Source organism: Alishewanella sp. BS5-314, from assembly GCF_025377695.1.
Lineage (GTDB): Bacteria > Pseudomonadota > Gammaproteobacteria > Enterobacterales > Alteromonadaceae > Alishewanella > Alishewanella aestuarii.
The window spans coordinates 2,656,580-2,679,978 of sequence record NZ_JACEHJ010000002.1 but is presented as its reverse complement, the minus strand read 5'-3'; the positions used below and the strand labels follow the sequence as shown (position 1 = coordinate 2,679,978).

The window sequence follows — 23,399 nt, the reverse complement described above, 5'->3', positions numbered from 1 at the left end:
ATCAGAGACGCATCGGCATCACAACATAGGCCGCGCCATTGTTGCCGACCCCTTCGATCAGGGCGCTGGAATTCGCATCATTCAGATGCAAGATCACCAAATCGGTCGCCAGAGTATTTAATACATCCAGCAAATAGCCGACGTTAAAGCCTATCTCGAGAGTGTCGCCCTGATACTCAACTTCAATCACTTCTTCCGCTTGCTCATGCTCAGGGTTATTAGCAACGATCTGGACTTCGTGATTACTGAGCGTAAAACGCACGCCACGATACTTTTCATTCGATAAAATGGACGCCCGGATACAGGCATCCTTTAACACCGCGCGATGCGCAGTCACCAGCTTAGTGCTGTTACGTGGCAAGACGCGGCGGTAGTCCGGGAAGCGGCCATCGATCAGCTTACTGCTAAAACTAAAGCTGCTGTCGGTTAAACGGATATGATTCTGCCCTAAACTGAGGCTGACTTGCTGCTCGTCATTGGCCAGCAAGCGCATAATCTCCAACACACCTTTGCGTGGAATAATAATTTGCTTCTGTTGACCGCTGACGGCAGGTAACGCCAGCGTGCTCATCGCCAGTCGGTGACCATCAGTGGCCACTGCCGTTAAGGTGCCGTTGTCGACTTCAAACAACAAACCATTTAAATAATAACGCACGTCCTGATTCGCCATCGAGAACGCGGTGTCTTCTAATAACTTACGCAGTTGCTGCCGGCTGAGGTTAATCTCAACTTCGCCTTGCCAACTCTCTAAATTCGGGTACTCGGCAGCACTCAGGGTCGACAAGGTAAACTTACTTTTACCACTGGTCAGAACACAGTTCTCGCCTTGTACCGCGACCTGAATATCACTTTGCTCCGGCAAGCTGCGACAAATATCCAGCAGTTTTTTTGCCGGCACGGTAATCCGGCCCGGACTTTGGATCTGTAGCTGCTCGGTGCTGGCCACCAGCTCGACTTCCAGATCGGTTCCGGTCAGCGACAAAGTATCAGCCGTAACGTCCAGCAGCACATTGGATAAGATCGGCAGGTTATGCCGCCGCTCAATGGCACCAGAGACCATTTGTAATGGTTTAAGTAAAGCGTCACGGTTGATCAGAAATTGCATAACAACACCCTGTTAAGAGGACAAAGTACGAATTAAATTTTGGAAATCTTCTTTAATTTCATGAGTTTCTTCTTTCAAAGACTCAATCTTGCGGCAAGCATGTAATACCGTAGTATGGTCACGGCCACCAAAGGCATCGCCAATTTCCGGTAAGCTATGGTTAGTCAGCTCTTTCGCCAACGCCATCGCCATTTGCCGCGGCCGGGCAACCGAGCGGGAACGGCGCTTGGATAATAAATCCGCCACCCGGATTTTATAATACTCGGCTACCGTTTTCTGAATATTTTCAATGGTGACCAGCTTGTCCTGCAATGCCAGCAAATCACGCAGCGCTTCGCGCACAAAATCAATGGTAATGGGCCGGCCGGTAAAGTTGGCATTGGCTATCACCCGGTTTAAGGCGCCTTCCAATTCCCTAACATTGGAACGAAGCCGTTTCGCGACAAAGAACGCCACTTCTTCCGGCAAGCGGATCTGGTTTTCCTGCGCTTTTCGCATCAGGATCGCGACCCGAGTTTCCAGCTCTGGCGGCTCGATCGCAATCGTCAAACCCCAGCCAAAACGGGATTTCAGCCGATCTTCCACCCCGTCGATCTCTTTTGGATAACGATCGCTGGTCAGAATGATCTGCTGATTACCTTCTAGCAGGGCATTAAAGGTATGGAAGAATTCTTCCTGCGAGCGCTCTTTATTGGCAAAAAACTGGATATCGTCAATCAGTAAGGCATCAACCGAGCGATAGTAACGCTTAAATTCTTCGATAGCGTTATTCTGCAGCGCTTTCACCATATCCTGCACAAAGCGCTCAGAATGCATATAGATCACCTTGGCATCAGGCTTTTTCGCCAGAATACCGTTACCTACCGCATGTAATAAGTGGGTCTTACCCAAACCAGTACCGCCATAAATAAACAGCGGGTTATAGGCTGTACCGGGATTATCTGCCACCTGCGACGCAGCGGCCCGGGCCAGCTGGTTCGACTTACCTTCAACGAAGTTGGCAAAGGTATAGTTAGTGCGCACATTAGAGCGCACTATGCTTTTGGGGGCGGGTTCAGGCACCTCTGGCTCAGCAACCGGCGTTTCGGCTACTACTTTCTGTAGAGCCGGGCCAGGCGCGGTGACTTTATGCTGTTGATTGCTGCTGCCAACATCGAAGCGTAGCCGCGGTGCATTATCACCGCAATAATCGCGGATCAGCTCCAGGATCCGGTTCAGGTACTTTTCCCGAACCCAATCCAGCACAAAACGGTTAGGTGCGTAAAGGGTCAGCGCATCCGCTGAACTGTCGGCCTGTAGTGGGCGGATCCACATACTAAAGTGCTGCGCGGGTAGCTCTGCCTGCAATGCCTGCAAACAATTTTGCCAAACGGACTGGTACACCGTCTCTCCTGAAGCCTGAATTATGATTAATGATATAGGCTGGTGTAAAATGCCAAAACCGCATTATCGTACTATCTTATCCACAACTGCAATATTGACTTTTTAAAAAAAGCCGGGAGAAAAAGAAAACAAACCTAAGCAACTGTATTTTATAAATTTATTAGCCTTATTCTATTTCAGAATAGATCGCATAGACAGCTGTGATTTCTGGTTAAAAACAAAAGTAACTCACAATTTGTTCTATTTAACGACAGCAGCCTGTGGAAAACTTTGGATCGCCAAGGATCTATCAGCCGAAGATCGGATATTTAACTGAGGATCGCATTGACTTTCACCACCGAACTACTTAAAATTCGCGCTCATTTTTGTCAGCTGCGTTTTGGTGTATTTGCTAAAACACAGGTAACCTTAGTAAATATTTCGACCGGACGGATGAAATTATGAGTAAAAGAACGTTTCAACCAAGCGTGTTAAAACGCAAGCGCACCCACGGTTTCCGTGCCCGTATGGCCACTAAAAATGGTCGTCAGGTATTAGCACGTCGTCGTGCTAAAGGCCGCAAACGTTTAACTGCCTAAGCTGGCGGTTAAACGCTGCGTGGTCAGCTACAAATTCGGCCGGGAGTTAAGACTGTTAACTCCCAGTCAGTTTGATAATGTCTTCCAGAACCCATTTCGGGTTGCTTCTCCCCTGTTTACCATCCTTGCTAAGCCAAATCAGTTAACGCAGCCGCGAATTGGCCTTACTATCGCTAAAAAACGTGTTAAATTAGCCGTACAGCGCAACCGTATCAAACGTTGTGTGCGGAATAGCTTTCGTTTGCATCAGCACCAGCTTCCTGCTGTTGATCTGGTACTCATGGTAAAGGGGGATATCAGTAACACCCCGAATGATGAATTACTAAAACAACTGGAACGGCTATGGCAGAAGATCGCTCGCCAATACACCGCTTTGTCATCTGGTTAATGCTGGGTTTAGTGCGTGGCTATCAGTTAGTGATCAGCCCGTTACTGGGGCCACGCTGTCGTTTTCACCCCACCTGTTCGCACTATGCGATCGAGGCGATTCAACGCTTTGGTGCCGTGAAAGGGGCTTGGTTAGCCGGTAAACGCATATTAAAATGCCATCCGCTTCACCCGGGCGGTGAAGATCCCGTTCCTGATAAGCATAATGAGAAAAGCTAACACATGGATTCACAACGCAGTTTTCTAATAATTGCCCTGGCAATCGTCAGTTTTTTCCTCTGGCAGGAATGGCAAAAAGATTATGGCCCTAAACCGGCTGTCCCGCAGGTACAACAGCAGCAACAAGCCGCCGCTGACAGCAGTTCTGCGTCGTTATTTGTTGATAGCAACGAAGGACCACGCCAGACCGTGCAACCGGAAGCCACTGCCCGTCGGGTGAAAGTGCGTACCGACGTGCTGGAGCTGGAAATCGACACCCGTGGCGGCGATATTGTTGGCCTGACTTTACCACAATATGCCCTGACTAAAGGCAGCGCAGAACCTTACGTGTTGATGCGCCAGCTTGGTGGCTTTGAATATGTGGCCCAATCTGGTTTAACCGCCCGTGATGGTCCGGATCGTAGCGGTAGCCGCGCCCTGTACCGTACTGATGCCACTGAGTTTACCTTAAGCGGTGATACCCTGGTGGTGCCTTTATATCTGGACCACAATGGCCTGCAAATTGAAAAACGCTTTATTTTTACCGCTGGCCGTTATGATGTCCGGGTAGAATATTTGCTGGTGAACAACAGCAATGAAGTGAAAACGGTACAACCTTACCAACACCTGCTGCAAAACATCGATAACGGTGAAAGCAGCAGCATGTTTATGCCGATATACCGCGGCGCCGCCTATGGCAGCAGCAGCGAGCGCTACAAAAAGTATGATTTCAGCGATATGCAAAAGACCAACCTGGCAATTAGCACCCAGGGTGGTTGGGTTGCCATGCTGGAACACTATTTCGTTTCTGCCTGGATCCCCGATGCCAATAGCAATAACCAGCTATACAGCCTGGTGCATGGTGGCAACAAGGGCGTGATTGGTGCCCGCGGTGAAGCCGTGGATATCGATCCGGGTCAAACTCTGACCCTTAGCGCCGTGTTCTATGCCGGCCCGAAAGATCAGGATAATCTGGCACAGCTGGCGAATGGTCTGGATCTGACTGTCGACTACGGTTTCCTGTGGTTTATTTCACAACCACTGTTCTGGTTACTGACCTTTATCCAGGGCTTTGTTGGCAACTGGGGTGTCGCCATTATCATCATCACCCTGATTGTGAAGGGCCTGATGTATCCGCTGACCAAGATCCAATACGAGTCCATGGCCAAGATGCGCAACCTGAAGCCGAAGATTGAAGAGCTGCAGGCGCGCTACAAAGATGATCGCCAGAAGATGGGCCCGGCGATGATGGAACTGTATCGCAAAGAAAAAGTAAACCCGATGGGCGGTTGCTTACCGATGCTGATCCAGATGCCAATTTTCCTGGCGTTATACTGGGTATTTGTCGAGAGTGTCGAGTTACGTCACGCCCCCTTTATGCTGTGGATCACTGACCTGTCGGCAAAAGACCCACTGTATGTGTTGCCGGTACTCTTTGGTATCAGTATGTTCCTGATGCAAAAGCTGACGCCGATGCAGGTAACAGATCCGCTGCAACAGAAGCTGATGATGTGGATGCCGGTGGCGTTCTCAATCTTCTTCTTCTGGTTCCCAAGTGGTCTGGTGCTGTACTGGTTAGTCAGTAACCTGATTTCGCTGGCTCAGATGCTGTATATCTATAAAGGTATGGAAAAGAAAGGCATACATACCCGTAAAGCCTAATCTGCTTCCACAGTATCAGTAATCCTAGAGCCTGTTAGCTATGTCTGACAGGCTTTTTTGTTTAACCGAGGTCAAGATGTTTAGTACCGATACCATTGCCGCAGTCGCCACCGCCCCCGGACGGGCCGGTGTTGGCATTATCCGGATCTCCGGCCCGGACTGTAAAACCGTGGCCGCTGCTATTCTAAAACGCCTGCCTAAACCGCGCTATGCGGAATATCTGCCGTTTTTCGCAACAGACCAGGTACTGGACCAGGGCATCGCCCTGTACTTCCCCGGCCCGAATTCCTTTACCGGTGAAGATGTGCTGGAGCTGCAGGGCCATGGTGGTCCGGTATTGCTGGATATGTTACTGCGCCAGGTGTTGCAGACGCCAAATGTGCGGATCGCCCGCCCCGGTGAGTTTTCTGAGCGCGCCTTTTTAAATGACAAGCTGGATTTGGCACAAGCCGAAGCCATAGCCGATCTGATTGACGCCAGCAGCGAGCGGGCCGCACGCAGCGCCATGCAATCGTTACAGGGTGAGTTTTCCAAGCGCATTCATCAGCTGGTCGAAAAAGTGATTCACCTACGGATGTATGTCGAAGCCGCCATTGACTTCCCGGATGAAGAAATCGATTTCTTGTCTGACGGCAAGGTTGCCGCCGATCTGGCCGAGATTATCGACGATTTGGCACAGGTCAGAAAACAAGCCACCCAGGGCAGCATTTTGCGCGAAGGAATGAAAGTGGTTATCGCCGGGCGACCGAATGCCGGTAAGTCCAGCTTACTAAATGCCCTCGCCGGCCGCGAAGCCGCTATTGTTACCGAGATTGCCGGTACCACCCGCGATGTACTGCGCGAACATATTCATATCGACGGTATGCCGCTGCATATTATCGATACCGCCGGCTTACGTGATACCGAGGATCAGGTAGAGCAAATCGGCATTGCCCGTGCCTGGCAGGAAATTGCCAAGGCGGATCGGGTGCTGTTTATGGTCGACAGCACCACCACTGCTGATACCGATCCTCATGTTATCTGGCCGGAGTTTATCGATCGCCTGCCGCCAGGTTTAGGCATTACCGTGATCCGCAACAAGGCCGATCTGACCGGCGAAAGTCTGCAACCGGACGAACAGGCCGCCGTGCCTGTCTATCCGCTATCCGCGAAAACCGGTGCCGGTATCGATGCGCTGCGTGAACATCTGAAACGTTGTATTGGCTTTGATGCCAGTACCGAAGGCAGCTTTCTGGCCCGCCGTCGCCATTTAGATGCGCTGAACCGCGCCGCTGAGCATCTGGCAATAGGCCAGGAGCAACTGCATAGCTTTATCGCCGGCGAAATTCTGGCCGAAGAGCTGCGGCTAAGCCAACAGCACCTGAATGAAATTACCGGCGAATTTAGCTCGGATGATTTACTGGGGCGGATATTTTCCAGTTTTTGTATCGGAAAATAGTACGGTAAATAGCATTAAGCCACTACTGCAGCTGCGCTAAGGTCTGGTCAGTGCGTTTTAACCAATACAGCAAGAGTGCAGACAGCGCAACAAAACCAGCCGCCAGCAGCAAACCGGGTTGATAGGAACCAGTGGCTTTGGCCAGAACGCCGGTAATGGCCGGTGCAATAACCTGGGCTAAGCCATAGGCCAGCGTTAATTTTCCCATTAACCGCGCTGGCTTGGTCGGGTATAAACGCCCGGCCATGGTCAGTACTAAGCTGACGACCCCGATAAAGGTCGCGCCAAACAGCGCAGCACTAAATAGTACGGGCCAAAGTCCGGGCACAGTCAGCGGCAAAACGATAGCAAGGGTTTGTAATAGCAGCGCCAGAATAATTGCATTCAGAAAACCGAGACCTCTGGCCAGTAAATCCCACACTAATACCGCTGGCGCCGCCGCCAAGCCCAACAGCACAAAAGCCAGATTGCCGCTGCCTGTGAGTCCCGGCAGTCGTTCAACGATAGTAACAATAAAGGTTGCAGTGACAACATAGCCATAGCCGGCACCAAAATAACTGAATAACATCAGACGGATAAAACGACTGCCCGGCTCAGGCTGCATAGCAGTCTGTTGCTGACTGGTATCGGTCAAAACCGGCGGCGGTAACCAGCGCCAGGCCGGTACCGCCAGCGCTACGCCGAGTAAGGCTAATAAATACCACTGCTGCCGCCAGTCAAAATCCAGCCAGAGCATCAGCTCAACCGCCAGTGCAGCAAGAGCAATCCCCAGCCCCAACCCGGCAAAATGAACCCCAAGCTCGGCTCTTAGCTTATGCTGCAATAACCAGTGCAGGATCAAGCCGGAGGCAATCAGCATCGAACCGGCACTGCTAAGCCCGGCCAGATAGCGCCAGAATGCCCAGAGCCAGATATTTTCCGTTAGTGCCATACCCAAGGTGCTGATAATCGCTAACAGCAAACCAAAGCGATACAGGCGGTCTTTTAGTGCCAGTGAGTTCAGGCTGGCCGCCAATAAGGCACCGCTCATATAACCAAGGTAATTTACCGCGGCCAGATAACCGCCACTGGCGTCATCCAGCATACTTTGTTGCTGCATCAGTGGCAGTAAGGGGGTATAGGCGAAACGTGCCACTCCGAGACAGAGTAACTGACTGAAAAAGCCGGCCAGCAGAACTTTCAGGCGTAATGGCAGCAAAAGGAAGTAGCTAAGATCCTGGTAAACAGGATCTTAGCTTAGGCGATCCAAGATCCGCTGGCTATGCGCCGATAGTCTTAGTGCGGTATCGAATTAACGCGCATAGGTCGCGGTAAGGGTCGCTTTAGCCAATGCCATCGCATTTAGCATAAAGCCGACAACCGCCGCACTGGCGCCATCCGGGGCGGGTAAGGTTTCTTCCGGTAAGGCCCAGACCGTAAACTGATAGCGGTGCATACCATGACCTTCCGGTGGGCAGGCGCCACCAAAGTCTTTACTACCATAATCGTTGGTAAAACTGCGGCTACCCGGCGGTAAGCTGCCTTTACCGGCACCACGCGGCAAACCGGTAGCGGCCGCCGGAATATCGGTAACCAGCCAATGCCAAAAACCCGAACAGGTCGGCGCATCCGGATCAAACACCGTTACCGCAAAACTCTTGGTACCTTCAGGTGCATTCTGCCAGTTCAATGCCGGCGAAATATTGGCGCCGCTACAACCAAAACCATCAAATTCCTGATCTTTTGCCATAAAATGGCCTTCTTGCAGATCCGGACTACTCAGACTAAAACGGATGTTACTCATCATTCTCTCCCAGGTTTAGAGGCTGGCCTTACCTTACGCCGCGACAAGACGCAGATCAAGAGATCCGGCCAACGCCGGTAGTAAGTGGCCACTTACTTTCAACTGTAACGCTGTAGCCATTGATAGAATTGCGCCTTAGGTAAAGCACCAGCTTGCTGTGCCAGCACCTTCCCCTGGTGGATCAGCATAATGGTCGGGATCGAACGAATGGCAAAGCGCGCTGCCAGACTTTGCTGTTGTTCGGTATCGACCTTGCCGAAACGAAAGCGCGGCTCCAACTCTGCAGCGGCAGAAGCAAATACCGGTGCAAAACTGCGGCACGGACCACACCAGCTGGCCCAGAAATCCAGCACCAACGGCAGCTCAGACTTTTCAGCATGGGCGGCAAAATTCGCTGCCGTCAGTTCCAGCGGCTGGCCGCTGAACAAGGCATGTTTACATTTACCACAACGGCCGTCCTGCAGCGGGCGATCGGCAGGTAAGCGGTTGAGCGCATGGCAATGGGGGCAGGCAATAATCATCGGCAGTCTCCGCAACAGGTGATAGTGCAGATATAAGGTGATCGGACACAAATTTAAAGACGCGATAACCTACAACAGGCAGAAAAAAGCCCCGGCAGGCGGGGCTTGAACAGTTAAGTTATCGCAAAGGGATTATTCACGCGGTTTGCGTGGAGCCCGTGGCGCGGCACCCGGACGCGGGCCAGGGCCGGAACGGCGTTCACCAGCCGGTGCAGCACCGGTATCGACGGTAATATTCAGTTTTTGCTTACGCACATACACCTTTTTCAGATGCTGGAAAATCTCATTCGGGATATTCGCCGGCAGCTCAACAGTACTGAAATGGTCAAACAATTTGATATTACCGATAAACTGGCTATCAATATTGGCTTCGTTGGCGATAGCACCCACGATATCACCGGCGCGCACACCGTGCTCTTTACCTACTTCAATGCGGTAAGTGTTGTAATCACCCTGCAGCTCTCGACGCTGACGCGGACCGCGCTCTGGCCGATCACCGGCCGGACGGTCGCCAAAGCTACGCTCCGGACGATCACGGCGCTCACCACCACGATCATTGCGTTCAGCGCGGGCATGCGGCTGACGTAATTCCGGGAACTGTTTAGCCACATTTAACGGCTGATCTTTCTGTGCCAGATATAACAGTGCGGCCGCCATATCAGCATCAGTGGTTTCCAGCTTGTCACGCCAGTCGTTAATTAAATCAACAAAGAAACTCAGATTCTGGGTTTCAATGGTTTGCGCCAGTTGGGCACGGAAGCTTTCAATCCGTTTTTGCTCAATCACCTGACCAGTTGGCAGGTTCATTTGCTCGATCGGCTGCTTGGTCGCATATTCAATAGTGCGCAGTAAACGACGCTCGCGTGGCGACACAAACAAAATCGCCTTACCTTCACGGCCGGCACGACCGGTACGGCCGATACGGTGTACATAGGCTTCGCTGTCATAAGGAATATCGTAGTTCACTACCAGGCTGATACGCTCTACATCTAAACCACGGGCGGCAACGTCAGTGGCGACGATAATATCCAGCTGACCGGCTTTCATGCGGCGGATGGTTTGCTCACGGTGTGCCTGATTCATATCACCATTTAAACAGGCTACCGCATAACCGCGGGCACCCAGTTTTTCAGCAATTTCTTCGGTAGCACTTTTGGTACGCACAAAGACAATACTGGCATCATACTCTTCACCTTCCAGCAGCCGGGTTAACGCATCCAGCTTCTGGTTGGCATCCAGCATCACAAAGCGTTGTTCAATCCGCTCCACGGTGCTGGTTTTCGAGGCGATCTTAATTTCTTCGGCATTGGTTAGATGCTTCTGGGCAATAGCGCGGATCGGGGCTGGCATTGTCGCAGAGAACATCGCCACCTGACGACCGGCAGGCGTCGCATCCATAATGGTTTGCACATCATCGATAAAGCCCATCCGCAACATCTCATCGGCTTCATCCAGCACGATGGCACGTAGCTTATCCAGCTTCAGGGTGCCGCGATCCAGGTGATCCAGGATCCGGCCCGGTGTACCGACAATAACTTGTGAACCGCGTTTCAGCGATTTCAACTGATTGGTATAGCTCTGGCCACCGTATAACGGCAACACATGAAAGGCTGGCATATAGCGGGCATAAGCCTGAAAGGCTTCGGCGACCTGGATCGCCAGCTCGCGGGTTGGCGCCAGTACCAGAATTTGTGGATCATTCTGCGCCGGATCTAACCGGGCTAATAATGGCAGGGCAAAGGCGGCAGTTTTACCGGTACCGGTTTGCGCCTGGCCAAGGACATCCTCGCCAGCTAATAATTTGGGGATGGCAGCCGCCTGAATTGGCGATGCGGTTTCATATCCAAGTTCGGTGACAGCACGTACCAGGGGCTCCGGCAGCATTAGCTGGGAAAATGACATAGAGTCAGACATACTTTGTTTTAACCTCAATAACACGCAGGCTCAGTGGTCGTGCAATTGTCGTTTCTACTATGCCTGCAATGCAGTAAAAACGCGAAATCGAATAAACAGCGCTAGCGTTATTCAATTTTATTCCAGTAGTATAGCCAATCATTTCACTGGCAAGAGGCACAAATGATCGAAATCCTCGTCGGCAGCCAAATGGGCGCAGCGGAATATGTGGCAGAACAAGTTGCTGAAACACTGGTACAAGCGGGCTATGACGTTACAACGCATCTGAAACCCGAACTCAATCAGCTAAACCAGCATGCTATCTGGTTAGTGATTACATCCACCTATGGCGCAGGAGATCTGCCTGATAATATTCAACCCTTTGCGGATCAATTAGCACAAGATCAGGGCGATCTTACCACACTTTCTTATGCTGTGATCACTTTAGGTGATTCCAGTTACGATACTTTTTGTCTGGCAGGGGCGAAAATCGCCGCGCTACTGCAACTAAAGGGCGCACGTTGTCTGTTACCTGGGCTGGATATTGATGCTCAGGATCCAGAGCTACCAGAAGATCAAGCCTTGGTCTGGCTTCCACAATTTATCAACAGCTTATTCGGATCCACAGGCGCAGAAAACGCCTGACGATCCCAACTTAGGATCCGGCAAAACCCTATCAGCCCTGGCTTTGCCGATCTTATGATCCTGTTATCCTCAAATTACCCACAAAGAATACCAATTCGCTAGTCACCTGTTGATAACCGTGCTGTTTACTGCCTAACAAGCTGTACTTATCCAAAATATAACTTTATTTAAAAGCGACCATGTGGATAAGTAAGGATCTTATCCAAGGGTTAGATCCGATCAGATCCAAGCTTGATCACAGGATCTGATCCTTAATAAGCTACTGATCCTTTTTATAAAAAATGCCTTATCCACCGCAAAGCCCTTAGCTAATAAGAGTAATAACAGAAAAGATCTAAAAAGATCCTATATATATTAATCGGGATCCCGATCCGGTTTTAGCCATTTCACTCCGATGCGGATCAGGCTACAATATGTGCCCTATTTTTTATTGGTAACAGATCGAGGCAAGCATGCTCTATCAGGAATCTTTCGATGTGATCGTCGTTGGCGGTGGCCATGCAGGTACTGAAGCCGCGCTGGCTGCAGCTCGCACCGGTTTGTCTACCTTATTGCTGACACACAATATTGAAACACTGGGTCAGATGTCCTGTAATCCGGCCATTGGCGGTATTGGTAAAGGCCATCTGGTAAAAGAGATTGATGCCTTAGGTGGCGCTATGGCCATTGCAGCAGATAAAGGCGGGATCCAGTTTCGTACCCTGAACAGCTCAAAAGGCCCGGCAGTCAGAGCCACCCGTGCCCAAGCTGATCGCCAGTTATACCGTGCTGCAATTCGTCAAATGCTGGAAAACCAGCCCAATCTGAAAATCTTCCAGCAAGCCTGTGATGATCTGATCGTAGAACAGGATCAGGTCAAAGGCGTGGTCACCCAAATGGGTTTACGCTTTGAAGCCAAGTCAGTAGTACTGACAGTCGGCACCTTTTTAGGTGGTCAGATCCATATTGGTTTAGAGCAGTTTGCCGGTGGCCGTGCCGGTGATCCACCGTCGATCGCCCTGGCTAGACGTTTACGGGAACTGCCATTTCGGGTAGATCGCCTGAAAACCGGTACCCCACCCAGAATTGATGCCCGTTCCGTGGATTTTTCCGTGATGCAGGCGCAACCTGGTGATACCCCTACACCAGTATTCTCATTTTTAGGCAAGCAAAGCGATCATCCGATACAGATCCCTTGTTTTATTACTTACACCAACGAACAGACGCATCAGGTGATCCGCGATAATCTGGATCGCTCACCGATGTATACCGGTGTCATTGAAGGCATAGGGCCACGTTATTGCCCATCGATTGAAGATAAGGTCATGCGTTTTGCTGATAAAGATAAACATCAGATCTTTATCGAGCCAGAGGGCCTGACGACCCACGAATTGTATCCAAACGGTATCTCCACCAGTTTGCCTTTTGATGTACAGCTGTCGATCGTGCGTTCAATCAAGGGTATGGAAAATGCCTACATTACCCGGCCAGGCTATGCCATTGAGTATGACTTCTTTGATCCACGCGATCTGAAAGCGACGCTGGAAACCAAATTTATTAAAGGATTATTCTTTGCCGGCCAGATCAATGGCACAACCGGCTATGAAGAAGCTGGCGCGCAGGGTCTGCTGGCTGGTGTTAATGCCGCCCTCTATGCCAAAGAACAGGAGGGTTGGTCACCCAGCCGCGATCAGGCGTATCTCGGCGTATTAGTTGACGATCTGACCACCTTGGGTACCAAAGAACCGTACCGGATGTTTACCAGCCGTGCTGAGTACCGACTAATGCTACGTGAAGATAATGCCGATGCCCGCTTAACTGCCAAGGGCCGCGAACTGGGCTTGGTTGATGATATCCGCTGGACAGCCTTTAACCAGAAAATGGAACAGATCGAACTGGAGCGGCAGCGATTACGGCAAAGTTGGATCCATCCGCAACATCCAGCCTTAGCAGAGGTTAATACGTTACTGAAAACACCTCTGACCCGAGAAGCCAGCCTGGAAGAATTGATCCGTCGCCCAGAAGTCACTTATCAGCAGCTACTGGCCATTGACAGTTTAGGCCCGGTACTGGCGGATCCGGTAGCGGCAGAGCAGGTTGAGATCCAGATCAAATACGAAGGCTACATCAACCGGCAGCAGGACGAGATCGCCAAACAACAGCGTAATGAGGAAACCCGGCTACCGGCTAAGTTCGATTACAGCCAGGTAAAAGGGTTATCAAACGAAGTGGTCACCAAATTAAATCAAACCCAGCCGGAAACGGTAGGGCAAGCATCACGGATCTCCGGTATTACCCCGGCGGCGATTTCGTTATTACTGGTTTATCTGAAAAAGCAGGGTTTACTGCGTAAAACCGCTTAAGCGGAATTAAGGATCTATGGCTGAGTTGTTATCTAGGTTGCGCACCCTGGTCGCGCAAAGTGATTTAACCTTATCAGAAACACAGTTAGCGCAATGTATTCAGTATGTTACGCTGTTAGATAAGTGGAATAGCGCCTATAACCTGACATCAGTCCGCGATCCGGAAGAGATGCTGATCAAACATGTGCTCGATAGTCTGGTGGTAGCCCCCTACCTGATTGGCCAGCATTTTATCGATGTTGGTACCGGGCCGGGGTTACCCGGGGTGTTATTGGCGATCTACTACCCGGAAAAGCAGTTTACCTTGCTGGATAGTCTGGGTAAGCGGATCCGATTTTTAAATCAGGTAAAAATGCAGCTACAGCTGCAAAATATCCACCCGCTGCAAAGCCGGGTTGAAGATCATCACCCGCAGCAGGGTTATGATGGTGTGATCAGCCGGGCTTTTGCCTCTTTGAATGATATGCTGAATTGGTGCCGGCATTTACCAGCACCAGACGGCCGCTTTTTCGCCATGAAAGGGGCAGCGGTGCAAGAAGAAATTGCAGCTTTGCCGGATTTTGTTAAAGTAGACGCCATCCATCCGTTGCAGGTACCGCAACTGGATGCGCAGCGGCATCTTGTGGTGCTGAGCAAAGCCTAGCAAGCAAAGTCTGAACAGCAAGAGGGAAGCCGTGGGCAAAGTCATCGCAATCGCAAACCAAAAAGGTGGAGTGGGTAAAACAACCACTGCGGTGAATCTGGCTGCCTCAATGGCGGCCACCAAGCGCCGGGTGTTGTTGATCGATCTGGATCCGCAGGGTAACGCCACCATGGGCAGTGGTGTTGATAAATACGAACTGGCTGCCACCGCCTATGAATTACTGATTGATGAAAAACCGCTGGCGGAAGTCGTGGTAAAAGACACCAGCGGCGGCTATCACCTGGTTGGCGCTAACTCCGATGTCACTGCGGCTGAAGTCCGGCTAATGGATGTGTTTGCCCGCGAATTACGTTTGCGTAACGCCCTGAAAGCTTACAAAAACAGTTACGACTATATTTTTATCGACTGTCCGCCCTCGCTGAATATGTTAACCGTGAATGCAATGTCAGCCGCTGACAGTGTGTTAGTACCGATGCAATGCGAATACTTTGCACTGGAAGGCTTAACGGCGCTGGTCGATACCATCAACAAACTGGCCTCAGTGGTTAATCCGGAACTGAAAATCGAAGGCATACTGCGCACCATGTACGATCCGCGCAACCGGCTCGCCAACGATGTTTCCGAGCAGTTAAAGCAGCATTTTGGTGACAAAGTCTACCGCGCGGTGATCCCGCGTAATGTGCGGCTGGCCGAGGCGCCCAGTTTTGGCGCGCCGGTGATGTATTACGATAAAAGCTCTACCGGTGCCAAAGCATATCTGGCGCTGGCCGGTGAAATTCTGCGTCGTTCCGAAAAGAAAAAGCCTGTTGCCGGTGCGGTCGCTCAGTAACAGCATATAAGGATTATTTAATCGCATGTCTTTGAAAAAACGTGGTTTAGGTCGTGGACTTGATGCGCTGCTGACTGCCAGTAAACCTGCCGCTGCCGCCCCTGCCCGCGAACATTCGGAGCTTCAAAAGATCCCGGTTGAGTTTTTACAGCCCGGTAAATATCAGCCTCGCAAAGATATGTCGCAGGATGCGCTGGAAGATCTGGCCAATTCAATTAAAGCCCAGGGTGTTATCCAACCGATAGTGGTGCGGCCCTTGGCTGAAAACCGCTATGAAATTATTGCCGGTGAACGGCGCTGGCGGGCATCGCAGCTGGCGCAACTGGCCGAGGTGCCTTGTTTGATCAAGGATGTGCCGGATGAAGCCGCAGTCGCCATAGCGCTGATTGAAAATATCCAGCGTGAAGATCTGAACGCCATGGAAGAAGCCGTGGCGCTGCAGCGCTTACTGACCGAATTTGAATTAACCCACCAACAAGTCGCTGATGCGGTCGGTAAATCCCGCGCCGCAGTGAGTAATCTGTTACGGCTAAATCAGTTAAACGACGATGTGAAACTACTGCTGGAGCATGGCGATATCGAGATGGGGCATGCCCGTGCGCTGTTAGCACTGGACGGTGATGCCCAGTCTGACGCTGCCAGATTGGTGGCAGCAAAGCAGCTGACAGTGCGCGATACCGAAAATCTGGTGCGCCGCATTCTGGAGCCGGCACCGGCGAAAACGCCGCGTGAAAAGGATCCGGATGTTGCCGCACTGGAGCTGAAACTGAGTGAACATTTTGCGGCACCGGTACAAATTGATTACAACAAGAAAGGTAAAGGCAGTTTACTGATCAGCTATAACAGTCTGGATGAACTGGACGGCATTTTGCAGAAACTGAAAGCCCAGCAAAACGACTAGTGGCGTTCTGTTTACAAATCAGCGACAGGACTATAGTTGTAGCCGCTTTTTGTTGCAAAACAAGGCCAGTTCAGTATACTTGCCGCAGTTTTTTGCCTCGGATCCCAGGCAGCAAATGAAACCGGAGATGTAATGCAACCGAATCCGCGACAGGTTCGAATTTCAGCCTATAAATTAGTCGCTTTTCAGGTTGTGGTGGCGGTAATAACGGCCCTGGTGTTTGCTGTGATCTCAGGCGAGCTGGCAGCCAAGTCAGCCCTGAAAGGCGGCCTGATTGCCGCAGTACCGAATTTCGTCTTTGCCTTAATCGCCTTCTGGACCTTGGGTCAGGGCACGGCAGAGCAAGCGAAGGCCGCCATGATGCGCGGTCATGCGCTGAAAATTATTTTGACCATAGTGCTTTTTGTCGTCGTAATGCAACAGGATATCGCCGCTGGCCCGCTGATGGTCGGCTTTGTTCTGACGTTACTGGCACAATGGACAACAGCAATTTTCTTTAAACATTGATAATTGGGATGAAACATGGCTGCAGGTGAAACTAGCATTTCAAGTCATATTCAGCACCACCTAACAAATGCCAAAATGTGTACTGTCGATGGCAGTGTCGCATTTAACAAAGCATGTAGTGAGGCTGGGTTCTGGGTATTACACATCGACTCCTTAGCATGGTCTATTGGCTTAGGTGTGTTATTTCTTTGGTTGTTCCGCACTGCCGCGGTAAAAGCCACTAAAAATGAGCTGGCGGTGCCGGGCAAGTTCCAGTGTTTCGTAGAAATGCTGGTTGAATTCGTTGAAAGCAACGTCAAAAGTACCTTCCATGGCCGTAGCAAGCTGATTGCGCCACTGGCACTGACCATCTTCGTCTGGGTATTCCTGATGAACCTGATGGACTTGGTTCCGGTAGATGTGCTGCCTGCCCTTGCCGGTTGGATTGGCGCAACCTTCTTTGGTATGGACTCGCATGATGTTTACATGAAGATCGTACCGACCACTGATATCAATACCACTGCCGCATTGGCGCTGGGTGTCTTTGTATTGATGATCGGGTATTCGATTAAAATCAAAGGCGTTATCGGCTTTATTAAAGAGCTGACGCTGCACCCGTTCCACACCAAAAATGTGTTTGTACAAGCCCTGCTTGTGCCGTTCAACCTGTTATTGGAAGTGCTGGCGCTGATTACTAAGCCGTTTTCGCTGGCACTGCGTTTGTACGGAAACCTCTATGCCGGTGAGATGATCTTTATCCTGATCGGTATTATTGGCTTGTTACAGTTGCCTCTGCACTTTATCTGGGCGGTATTCCATATTCTGGTTATCGTGCTGCAGGCCTTCGTGTTTATGATGCTGACCATTGTTTACCTGAGCATGGCCAGTGCAGACAATCATTAATTTTTACCTTTATCTTTAACTTAACTTTAACTATCGGAGTAAAAAAATGGAAAATATCTTAACTATGCCAGAAGCAGTGGTAGAAGCGGTAAAACTGATCGCCGTAGCCCTGTTAATCGGTTTTGGTGCTATCGGTACTGCACTGGGCTTCGCCAACATGGGCGGTAAGTTCCTGGAGTCATGTGCCCGTCAACCAGAGCTGGCGCCTTCTCTGCAAGTTAAAATGTTCATCCTGGCAGGTCTGATCGACGCTATCTCGATGATCGCTGTTGGTATCGCAATGTACATCCTGTTCGTTGGTTAATTATCTGACGTTTTCTTAAACCAAGAACTAATTAACTAAGGAGGAGCGGACGTGAATCTGACTCTGACTATTATCGGACAGATGATTGCTTTTGCAGTTTTCGTCTTGTTCTGTATGAAGTTTGTCTGGCCACCTTTGATGAATGCCATCGAAGCGCGTCAGAAGAAAATTGCCGACGGTCTGGCTGCCACTGACAGAGCTGAAAAAGATCTGGCGCTGGCGCAAGACAAAGCTAAAGATCAGCTGAAAGATGCTAAAGCGCAAGCTGCCGCCATCATTGAGCAAGCGAAAAAGCGTGAAGCTAAGATGATCGACGAAGCAGTTGCTAAGGCAAATGCTGAGCGTGATCACATCCTGGCTCAGGCAAAGGCTGAAGTTGAAGCTGAGCGCAACCGTTTACGTGAAGATTTACGCAAACAAGTTGCTGCATTAGCGGTAGCCGGTGCAGAAAAGATCCTGCAACGCTCTATTGATGAAACTGCTCACGCAGACATTCTGGAAAAACTGGTACAAGAACTGTAAAGAGGATGAGCTATGTCTGATTTGACGAATATTGCTCGTCCGTATGCAAAGGCGGCCTTTGATTTTGCGGTTGAGCAAAATGCCTTGGACGCCTGGCTGCAAATGCTGGGTTTTGCTGCGGAAGTAGCAAAGCATGAGCAGGTTGCAGCCTTGCTTCGTACTACGGGCATTGCTGAACAGCAAGCCCACCTGTTTATCCAGGTATGTGGTGAGCAACTCAATGAGCAGGGCCAGAACTTGATTAAAGTGATGGCTGAAAATCACCGCTTGTTGGCGTTGCCGGAAGTATTAGCCGCTTTTGTTGAACACAAAGCCGCGTATGAAAAAGAAGTTACCGTTGACGTAACTTCTGCTACAGCGCTGAACGCCGCTCAACAGGACAAGCTGATTGCTGCATTGTCGCAACGTTTGCAACGCAAGGTTAAATTGAACTGTAGCGTCAACCCGGAAGTCGTCGGCGGTATGCTGATTAAAGCCGGTGACATGGTAATAGATGGCTCGGTCCGCGGTAAATTGGATCGCCTGGCAACTGCGCTGCAGTCTTAATGGGGAACAGAGAATGCAACTGAATTCCACAGAAATATCTGAACTGATCAAAAGTCGTATTGCTCAGTTCAACGTGGTCAGTGAAGCTCGCAACGAAGGTACTATCGTTCAGGTAACTGACGGTATCATTCGCATCAATGGCCTGGCAGACTGTATGCAAGGCGAGATGATTGAGCTTCCTGGCAGCCGTTATGCTATCGCACTGAACTTAGAACGTAACTCAGTGGGCGCGGTAGTAATGGGTCCGTATGCGGATCTGACGGAAGGCACTAAAGTTAAAAGCACTGGTCGGATCCTGGAAGTTCCAGTAGGTCCTGGTCTGTTAGGCCGCGTAGTAAATACGCTGGGTGCCCCTATTGATGGTAAAGGCCCAATCGATGCTGCTGGCTATGAGCCGGTAGAAAAGATTGCACCGGGCGTAATCGACCGTCAATCGGTAGATCAACCAATGCAAACCGGTTACAAATCGGTTGATGCGATGATTCCAATCGGCCGTGGTCAACGTGAATTGTTGATCGGTGACCGTCAGACCGGTAAAACGGCACTGGCGATCGATGCCATCATCAACCAGAAAGGTACTGGCGTTAAGTGTGTTTATGTCGCTGTAGGTCAAAAGGCTTCTACCATTGCTAACGTAGTACGTAAGCTGGAAGAGCACGGCGCCCTGGCCCACACTATCGTTGTGGTTGCGTCAGCGTCTGAAGCTGCTGCCCTGCAGTTCCTGGCACCCTACTCTGGCTGTACCATGGGTGAATACTTCCGTGACAACGGTCAAGACGCTCTGATCGTATACGATGACCTGTCGAAGCAAGCTGTAGCTTACCGTCAGATCTCGTTACTGTTACGTCGTCCACCAGGCCGTGAAGCTTACCCAGGTGACGTATTCTATCTTCACTCTCGTCTGCTGGAGCGCGCATCACGCGTTAATGCTGACTACGTAGAGCGCTACACCAAAGGTGCGGTAACAGGTAAAACCGGTTCATTAACCGCGCTGCCAATTATCGAAACCCAAGCCGGTGACGTTTCTGCGTTCGTACCTACTAACGTAATTTCGATTACTGACGGTCAGATCTTCTTAGAAACTGACTTGTTCAACGCCGGTATCCGTCCAGCGGTTAACGCCGGTATTTCGGTATCACGGGTAGGTGGTGCAGCCCAAACTAAGATCATCAAAAAGCTGGGTGGCGGTATCCGTCTGGCCCTGGCCCAGTACTCAGAACTGGCTGCGTTCGCGCAGTTCGCCTCTGACCTGGATGATGCAACCCGTGCCCAGTTAGAGCACGGTCAGAAGGTTACTGAGCTGATGAAACAGCTGCAGTACAGCCCGATGTCAGTTGCTGAGATGGGCGTGTCTATTTTCGCTATCGAAAAAGGTTTTATGAAAGACGTCGACGTGGCTAAAGTCCTGGACTTTGAAGCCGGTTTGATTGCCTTTATGAAAGCCGAACACGCTGAGCTGATGGCTGAGATCGACAAAACCGGTAACTACAACGACCAAATCGAGTCTACGTTTAAAGCCGCTATTGAGAAATTCAAGGCAACGCAGACCTGGTAAGCAATGTGGGTGGCCTGTGCCACCCCATTCGTTGAATAAATCGGAGATACAGTCATGGCCGGTGGTAAAGAGATAAAAAGTAAGATCGGGAGTATTAACAATACTCGCAAGATCACCAGTGCTATGGAAAAAGTTGCGGTCAGTAAAATGCGCAAAGCGCAGGACCGCGTGGCTGCAACTCGCCCATACGCTGAAGGTATGCGCAAAGTGATCGGTAACGTGGCACAAGGCTCGCTGGAATATCGCCATCCGTATTTAGCGGAGCGCGAAGTTAAGCGGGTTGGTTACATCGTTATTTCAACCGACCGTGGTCTTTGCGGTGGCCTGAACACCAACGAGTTTAAGAAAGTTGCTATTGAGCTGAAAAGCTGGAAAGAAAAAGGCGTGGATACCGAGTTTGCCATCATTGGTAACAAGGCTGCGGCGTTCTTTAAGCGGTTTGGTGGTAAGGTAGTAGCTGCCCAGGCCGGTTCAGGTGATGTACCACGGCTGGCGGACGTGATTGGTTCGGTACAGGTCATGCTGAAAGCATTTGACGAAGGCCGGATTGACCGCTTATTCCTGGTGTACAACAAGTTTGTTAACACCATGAAGCAAGAGCCAGTGATCGATCAACTGTTACCTCTGCCAAAAACAGACCTCGCGAAGCGTGAGCACAGCTGGGATTATATTTACGAGCCGGATCCAAAACCTATCCTGGATATGTTGCTGTCTCGTTATATTGAATCGCAAGTGTACCAAGGCGTTGTAGAAAATTCTGCCAGTGAACAGGCAGCACGGATGGTGGCGATGAAGGCCGCAACCGATAACGCCGGAAACCTGATGGATGACCTGAAGTTGGTTTACAACAAGGCACGTCAGGCTGCGATTACCCAAGAGCTCAGTGAAATCGTCGCGGGCGCGGCTGCTGTAGGCTAAGGTAAAGAGTTTTGCAAAATTGAGGAAACATCATGAGTCAAGGTAAGGTCGTCCAAATCATTGGCGCCGTTGTGGATATCGATTTTCCACAAGACGCGGTACCTGGTATCTATGACGCGTTAAACGTTACCGACGGTGACCTGCAAGGTCTGGTGCTGGAAGTTCAGCAGCAGCTGGGTGGCGGTACGGTGCGTGCAATCGCGCTGGGTTCTACTGACGGTTTACGTCGTGGCACTTCAGTTACCAATACTGGTAAAGCAATTCAGGTTCCGGTGGGTAAAGCCACGCTGGGCCGTATTATGAACGTTCTGGGTGAGCCAATCGACGAAGCTGGCCCAATCGGTGAAGAAGAGCGTTGGTCAATCCACCGCGCTGCACCAAGCTACGAAGATCAGGCAGCTTCAAACGCCCTGCTGGAAACGGGTATCAAGGTTATCGACCTGGTATGTCCGTTCGCCAAGGGTGGTAAAGTGGGTCTGTTCGGTGGTGCCGGTGTAGGTAAAACTGTAAACATGATGGAACTGATCCGGAACATCGCGATCGAGCACAGCGGCTATTCAGTATTCGCCGGTGTAGGTGAGCGTACCCGTGAAGGTAACGACTTCTATCACGAGATGAAAGACTCTAACGTACTGGATAAAGTATCGTTAGTGTATGGTCAGATGAACGAGCCTCCAGGAAACCGTCTGCGCGTAGCCTTAACCGGCTTAACCATGGCAGAAAAGTTCCGGGATGAAGGCCGTGATGTTCTGTTCTTCGTTGACAACATCTACCGTTATACTCTGGCCGGTACTGAAGTATCTGCACTGTTAGGCCGTATGCCTTCAGCAGTAGGTTATCAGCCAACGCTGGCGGAAGAGATGGGTGTACTGCAAGAGCGTATCACCTCAACTAAGACCGGTTCTATCACGTCAATCCAGGCCGTTTACGTACCTGCGGATGACTTAACTGACCCGTCACCGGCTACGACGTTCTCGCACTTAGATGCGACCGTTGTATTAAGCCGTAACATCGCGTCACTGGGTATTTACCCGGCGATCGACCCACTGGACTCTACCTCTCGTCAGTTAGATCCACTGGTTATCGGTAAAGAGCACTATGAAGTGGCGCGTGGCGTACAAACAGTACTGCAGCGTTACAAAGAGCTGAAAGATATTATCGCCATTCTGGGTATGGATGAACTGTCTGATGAAGACCGTACTACTGTATACCGGGCGCGTAAAATTCAGCGCTTCCTGTCACAGCCATTCTTCGTTGCTGAAGTATTCACTGGCTCACCAGGTAAGTACGTGCCGCTGAAAGAAACTATCCGTGGCTTCAAAGGCATCCTGGCCGGTGAATATGACCATATGCCAGAGCAGGCTTTCTACATGGTTGGTTCAATCGACGAAGCGATCGAAAAAGCGAAGAAACTGTAAGTTCAGGCTTTAGGAGAGCGAGATGGCGATGACAGTGCAACTGGATGTAGTAAGTGCCGAAGAAAAAATCTTCTCCGGCCTTGTCGAATCCGTGCAGGTCACAGGCAGTGAGGGCGAGTTGGGTGTGTTACCCTTTCACGCCCCTTTACTGACCACCCTGAAACCTGGCATGGTCCGTATCGTGAAGCAGTTTGGCGAAGAGCATCTGATTTATGTTGCTGGTGGTGTATTAGAAGTACAACCCGACAACATTACAGTGCTGGCCGATGTAGCGGTACGTGGCGAAGACTTAGATGAGCAGGCTGCTTTAGACGCACAAAAACGTGCTGAAGAAGCCATGCAGCATGCCAGCGCTGACTTTAATTACGCTGAGGCTGCGGCACAACTGGCGGAAGCCATTGCCCAGCTGCGCGTTATTCAGAAAATGCGGAAGAAATAA

The 23,399-nt window shown here is 50.7% G+C and carries 25 protein-coding genes; 19 read left to right on the top strand and 6 right to left on the bottom strand.

Going from position 1 to position 23,399, the window contains the following annotated elements:
- Position 1: 1 nt before the first annotated feature.
- Together dnaN and dnaA are read right to left on the bottom strand one after the other, a co-directional pair.
- The gene (gene dnaN, locus H1D31_RS16945) at positions 2-1,105 is read right to left on the bottom strand and encodes a DNA polymerase III subunit beta (protein WP_008606185.1); all 1,104 of its coding nucleotides are present in this window, start codon (positions 1,103-1,105) and stop codon (positions 2-4) included.
- Between the two features lie 12 nt (positions 1,106-1,117).
- Positions 1,118-2,488: a chromosomal replication initiator protein DnaA gene (dnaA, locus tag H1D31_RS16940; RefSeq protein WP_008606186.1), complete on the bottom strand. Its 1,371-nt coding sequence runs from the start codon at positions 2,486-2,488 to the stop codon at positions 1,118-1,120.
- Between the two features lie 440 nt (positions 2,489-2,928).
- Between dnaA and rpmH the strand changes: the two genes are divergently transcribed.
- From rpmH to mnmE, 5 genes are all read left to right on the top strand, one after another.
- The gene (gene rpmH, locus H1D31_RS16935) at positions 2,929-3,066 is read left to right on the top strand and encodes a 50S ribosomal protein L34 (RefSeq protein ID WP_261260011.1); all 138 of its coding nucleotides are present in this window, start codon (positions 2,929-2,931) and stop codon (positions 3,064-3,066) included.
- Positions 3,067-3,085: 19 nt separating this feature from the next.
- Positions 3,086-3,454 (top strand): ribonuclease P protein component, encoded by a 369-nt coding sequence (rnpA, locus tag H1D31_RS16930; RefSeq protein ID WP_008606188.1) that lies wholly within the window; start codon positions 3,086-3,088, stop codon positions 3,452-3,454.
- Positions 3,409-3,672, top strand: a complete 264-nt coding sequence (yidD, locus tag H1D31_RS16925) for a membrane protein insertion efficiency factor YidD (protein WP_008606189.1) — start codon at positions 3,409-3,411, stop codon at positions 3,670-3,672. The genes rnpA and yidD overlap by 46 nt, the downstream gene beginning before the upstream one ends.
- Positions 3,673-3,675: 3 nt before the next feature.
- Positions 3,676-5,313, top strand: coding sequence for a membrane protein insertase YidC (yidC, locus tag H1D31_RS16920; protein ID WP_008606190.1), 1,638 nt, complete (start codon positions 3,676-3,678; stop codon positions 5,311-5,313).
- A 76-nt stretch (positions 5,314-5,389) separates the two neighbouring features.
- Positions 5,390-6,751 carry a tRNA uridine-5-carboxymethylaminomethyl(34) synthesis GTPase MnmE gene (gene mnmE / locus H1D31_RS16915; protein WP_261260108.1) on the top strand — a complete coding sequence of 454 codons (1,362 nt, stop codon included), beginning with the start codon at positions 5,390-5,392 and terminating at the stop codon, positions 6,749-6,751.
- 22 nt (positions 6,752-6,773) lie between these two features.
- On the opposite strand, the gene H1D31_RS16910 is transcribed toward mnmE, so the two are convergent.
- From H1D31_RS16910 to H1D31_RS16895, 4 genes are all read right to left on the bottom strand, one after another.
- Entirely contained in the window at positions 6,774-7,949 is a 1,176-nt protein-coding gene (locus tag H1D31_RS16910; RefSeq protein ID WP_008950606.1) for a YbfB/YjiJ family MFS transporter, read from the bottom strand.
- Between the two features lie 93 nt (positions 7,950-8,042).
- Entirely contained in the window at positions 8,043-8,534 is a 492-nt protein-coding gene (locus tag H1D31_RS16905) for a YbhB/YbcL family Raf kinase inhibitor-like protein (protein WP_261260009.1), read from the bottom strand.
- Positions 8,535-8,632: 98 nt separating this feature from the next.
- Complete coding sequence (gene trxC / locus H1D31_RS16900; RefSeq protein WP_008950604.1) at positions 8,633-9,055, bottom strand: thioredoxin TrxC; 423 nt, start codon at positions 9,053-9,055, stop codon at positions 8,633-8,635.
- A 132-nt stretch (positions 9,056-9,187) separates the two neighbouring features.
- Positions 9,188-10,969: a DEAD/DEAH box helicase gene (locus H1D31_RS16895; RefSeq protein ID WP_176714605.1), complete on the bottom strand. Its 1,782-nt coding sequence runs from the start codon at positions 10,967-10,969 to the stop codon at positions 9,188-9,190.
- Positions 10,970-11,131: 162 nt separating this feature from the next.
- Between H1D31_RS16895 and mioC the strand changes: the two genes are divergently transcribed.
- The 14 genes from mioC to H1D31_RS16825 all read left to right on the top strand — a co-directional run bounded on the left by mioC (position 11,132) and on the right by H1D31_RS16825 (position 23,399).
- The gene (gene mioC, locus H1D31_RS16890; RefSeq protein ID WP_261260005.1) at positions 11,132-11,593 is read left to right on the top strand and encodes an FMN-binding protein MioC; all 462 of its coding nucleotides are present in this window, start codon (positions 11,132-11,134) and stop codon (positions 11,591-11,593) included.
- 452 nt (positions 11,594-12,045) lie between these two features.
- On the top strand, positions 12,046-13,935 hold the full coding sequence (gene mnmG, locus H1D31_RS16885) for a tRNA uridine-5-carboxymethylaminomethyl(34) synthesis enzyme MnmG (protein ID WP_065955564.1): 1,890 nt from the start codon (positions 12,046-12,048) through the stop codon (positions 13,933-13,935).
- A gap of 16 nt (positions 13,936-13,951) precedes the next feature.
- The gene (rsmG, locus tag H1D31_RS16880) at positions 13,952-14,578 is read left to right on the top strand and encodes a 16S rRNA (guanine(527)-N(7))-methyltransferase RsmG (protein WP_261260003.1); all 627 of its coding nucleotides are present in this window, start codon (positions 13,952-13,954) and stop codon (positions 14,576-14,578) included.
- A gap of 31 nt (positions 14,579-14,609) precedes the next feature.
- Entirely contained in the window at positions 14,610-15,407 is a 798-nt protein-coding gene (locus H1D31_RS16875; protein WP_008950599.1) for a ParA family protein, read from the top strand.
- A gap of 25 nt (positions 15,408-15,432) precedes the next feature.
- Positions 15,433-16,308, top strand: a complete 876-nt coding sequence (locus H1D31_RS16870) for a ParB/RepB/Spo0J family partition protein (protein WP_008606210.1) — start codon at positions 15,433-15,435, stop codon at positions 16,306-16,308.
- 132 nt (positions 16,309-16,440) lie between these two features.
- The gene (locus tag H1D31_RS16865; protein ID WP_057788229.1) at positions 16,441-16,815 is read left to right on the top strand and encodes an ATP synthase subunit I; all 375 of its coding nucleotides are present in this window, start codon (positions 16,441-16,443) and stop codon (positions 16,813-16,815) included.
- A gap of 15 nt (positions 16,816-16,830) precedes the next feature.
- The gene (gene atpB, locus H1D31_RS16860) at positions 16,831-17,697 is read left to right on the top strand and encodes a F0F1 ATP synthase subunit A (RefSeq protein ID WP_057788231.1); all 867 of its coding nucleotides are present in this window, start codon (positions 16,831-16,833) and stop codon (positions 17,695-17,697) included.
- Positions 17,698-17,761: 64 nt separating this feature from the next.
- Positions 17,762-18,001: a F0F1 ATP synthase subunit C gene (gene atpE, locus H1D31_RS16855; protein ID WP_057788264.1), complete on the top strand. Its 240-nt coding sequence runs from the start codon at positions 17,762-17,764 to the stop codon at positions 17,999-18,001.
- Positions 18,002-18,052: 51 nt separating this feature from the next.
- The gene (gene atpF / locus H1D31_RS16850) at positions 18,053-18,523 is read left to right on the top strand and encodes a F0F1 ATP synthase subunit B (protein WP_057788233.1); all 471 of its coding nucleotides are present in this window, start codon (positions 18,053-18,055) and stop codon (positions 18,521-18,523) included.
- A 12-nt stretch (positions 18,524-18,535) separates the two neighbouring features.
- Entirely contained in the window at positions 18,536-19,069 is a 534-nt protein-coding gene (atpH, locus tag H1D31_RS16845) for a F0F1 ATP synthase subunit delta (protein ID WP_057788236.1), read from the top strand.
- 13 nt (positions 19,070-19,082) lie between these two features.
- Entirely contained in the window at positions 19,083-20,624 is a 1,542-nt protein-coding gene (gene atpA, locus H1D31_RS16840; protein WP_057788238.1) for a F0F1 ATP synthase subunit alpha, read from the top strand.
- Positions 20,625-20,678: 54 nt separating this feature from the next.
- Positions 20,679-21,542 carry a F0F1 ATP synthase subunit gamma gene (atpG, locus tag H1D31_RS16835; protein ID WP_008950594.1) on the top strand — a complete coding sequence of 288 codons (864 nt, stop codon included), beginning with the start codon at positions 20,679-20,681 and terminating at the stop codon, positions 21,540-21,542.
- A gap of 32 nt (positions 21,543-21,574) precedes the next feature.
- Positions 21,575-22,960, top strand: coding sequence for a F0F1 ATP synthase subunit beta (gene atpD / locus H1D31_RS16830; RefSeq protein WP_008950593.1), 1,386 nt, complete (start codon positions 21,575-21,577; stop codon positions 22,958-22,960).
- Positions 22,961-22,982: 22 nt separating this feature from the next.
- Positions 22,983-23,399: a F0F1 ATP synthase subunit epsilon gene (locus tag H1D31_RS16825; protein ID WP_008606222.1), complete on the top strand. Its 417-nt coding sequence runs from the start codon at positions 22,983-22,985 to the stop codon at positions 23,397-23,399.

Excerpts from the sequence above, each read along its gene's own strand:
- trxC (WP_008950604.1), bottom strand. The coding sequence starts at position 9,055 with ATGATTATTGCCTGCCCCCATTGCCATGCGCTCAACCGCTTACCTGCC.
- yidD (WP_008606189.1), top strand. The coding sequence starts at position 3,409 with ATGGCAGAAGATCGCTCGCCAATACACCGCTTTGTCATCTGGTTAATG.
- H1D31_RS16870 (WP_008606210.1), top strand. The coding sequence starts at position 15,433 with ATGTCTTTGAAAAAACGTGGTTTAGGTCGTGGACTTGATGCGCTGCTG.
- mnmE (WP_261260108.1), top strand. The coding sequence starts at position 5,390 with ATGTTTAGTACCGATACCATTGCCGCAGTCGCCACCGCCCCCGGACGG.
- rsmG (WP_261260003.1), top strand. The coding sequence starts at position 13,952 with ATGGCTGAGTTGTTATCTAGGTTGCGCACCCTGGTCGCGCAAAGTGAT.
- H1D31_RS16905 (WP_261260009.1), bottom strand. The coding sequence starts at position 8,534 with ATGAGTAACATCCGTTTTAGTCTGAGTAGTCCGGATCTGCAAGAAGGC.
- yidC (WP_008606190.1), top strand. The coding sequence starts at position 3,676 with ATGGATTCACAACGCAGTTTTCTAATAATTGCCCTGGCAATCGTCAGT.
- mioC (WP_261260005.1), top strand. The coding sequence starts at position 11,132 with ATGATCGAAATCCTCGTCGGCAGCCAAATGGGCGCAGCGGAATATGTG.
- atpA (WP_057788238.1), top strand. The coding sequence starts at position 19,083 with ATGCAACTGAATTCCACAGAAATATCTGAACTGATCAAAAGTCGTATT.
- rpmH (WP_261260011.1), top strand. The coding sequence starts at position 2,929 with ATGAGTAAAAGAACGTTTCAACCAAGCGTGTTAAAACGCAAGCGCACC.
- atpH (WP_057788236.1), top strand. The coding sequence starts at position 18,536 with ATGTCTGATTTGACGAATATTGCTCGTCCGTATGCAAAGGCGGCCTTT.
- H1D31_RS16895 (WP_176714605.1), bottom strand. The coding sequence starts at position 10,969 with ATGTCTGACTCTATGTCATTTTCCCAGCTAATGCTGCCGGAGCCCCTG.
- mnmG (WP_065955564.1), top strand. The coding sequence starts at position 12,046 with ATGCTCTATCAGGAATCTTTCGATGTGATCGTCGTTGGCGGTGGCCAT.
- atpG (WP_008950594.1), top strand. The coding sequence starts at position 20,679 with ATGGCCGGTGGTAAAGAGATAAAAAGTAAGATCGGGAGTATTAACAAT.
- H1D31_RS16865 (WP_057788229.1), top strand. The coding sequence starts at position 16,441 with ATGCAACCGAATCCGCGACAGGTTCGAATTTCAGCCTATAAATTAGTC.
- H1D31_RS16825 (WP_008606222.1), top strand. The coding sequence starts at position 22,983 with ATGGCGATGACAGTGCAACTGGATGTAGTAAGTGCCGAAGAAAAAATC.
- atpD (WP_008950593.1), top strand. The coding sequence starts at position 21,575 with ATGAGTCAAGGTAAGGTCGTCCAAATCATTGGCGCCGTTGTGGATATC.
- atpE (WP_057788264.1), top strand. The coding sequence starts at position 17,762 with ATGCCAGAAGCAGTGGTAGAAGCGGTAAAACTGATCGCCGTAGCCCTG.
- dnaN (WP_008606185.1), bottom strand. The coding sequence starts at position 1,105 with ATGCAATTTCTGATCAACCGTGACGCTTTACTTAAACCATTACAAATG.
- atpB (WP_057788231.1), top strand. The coding sequence starts at position 16,831 with ATGGCTGCAGGTGAAACTAGCATTTCAAGTCATATTCAGCACCACCTA.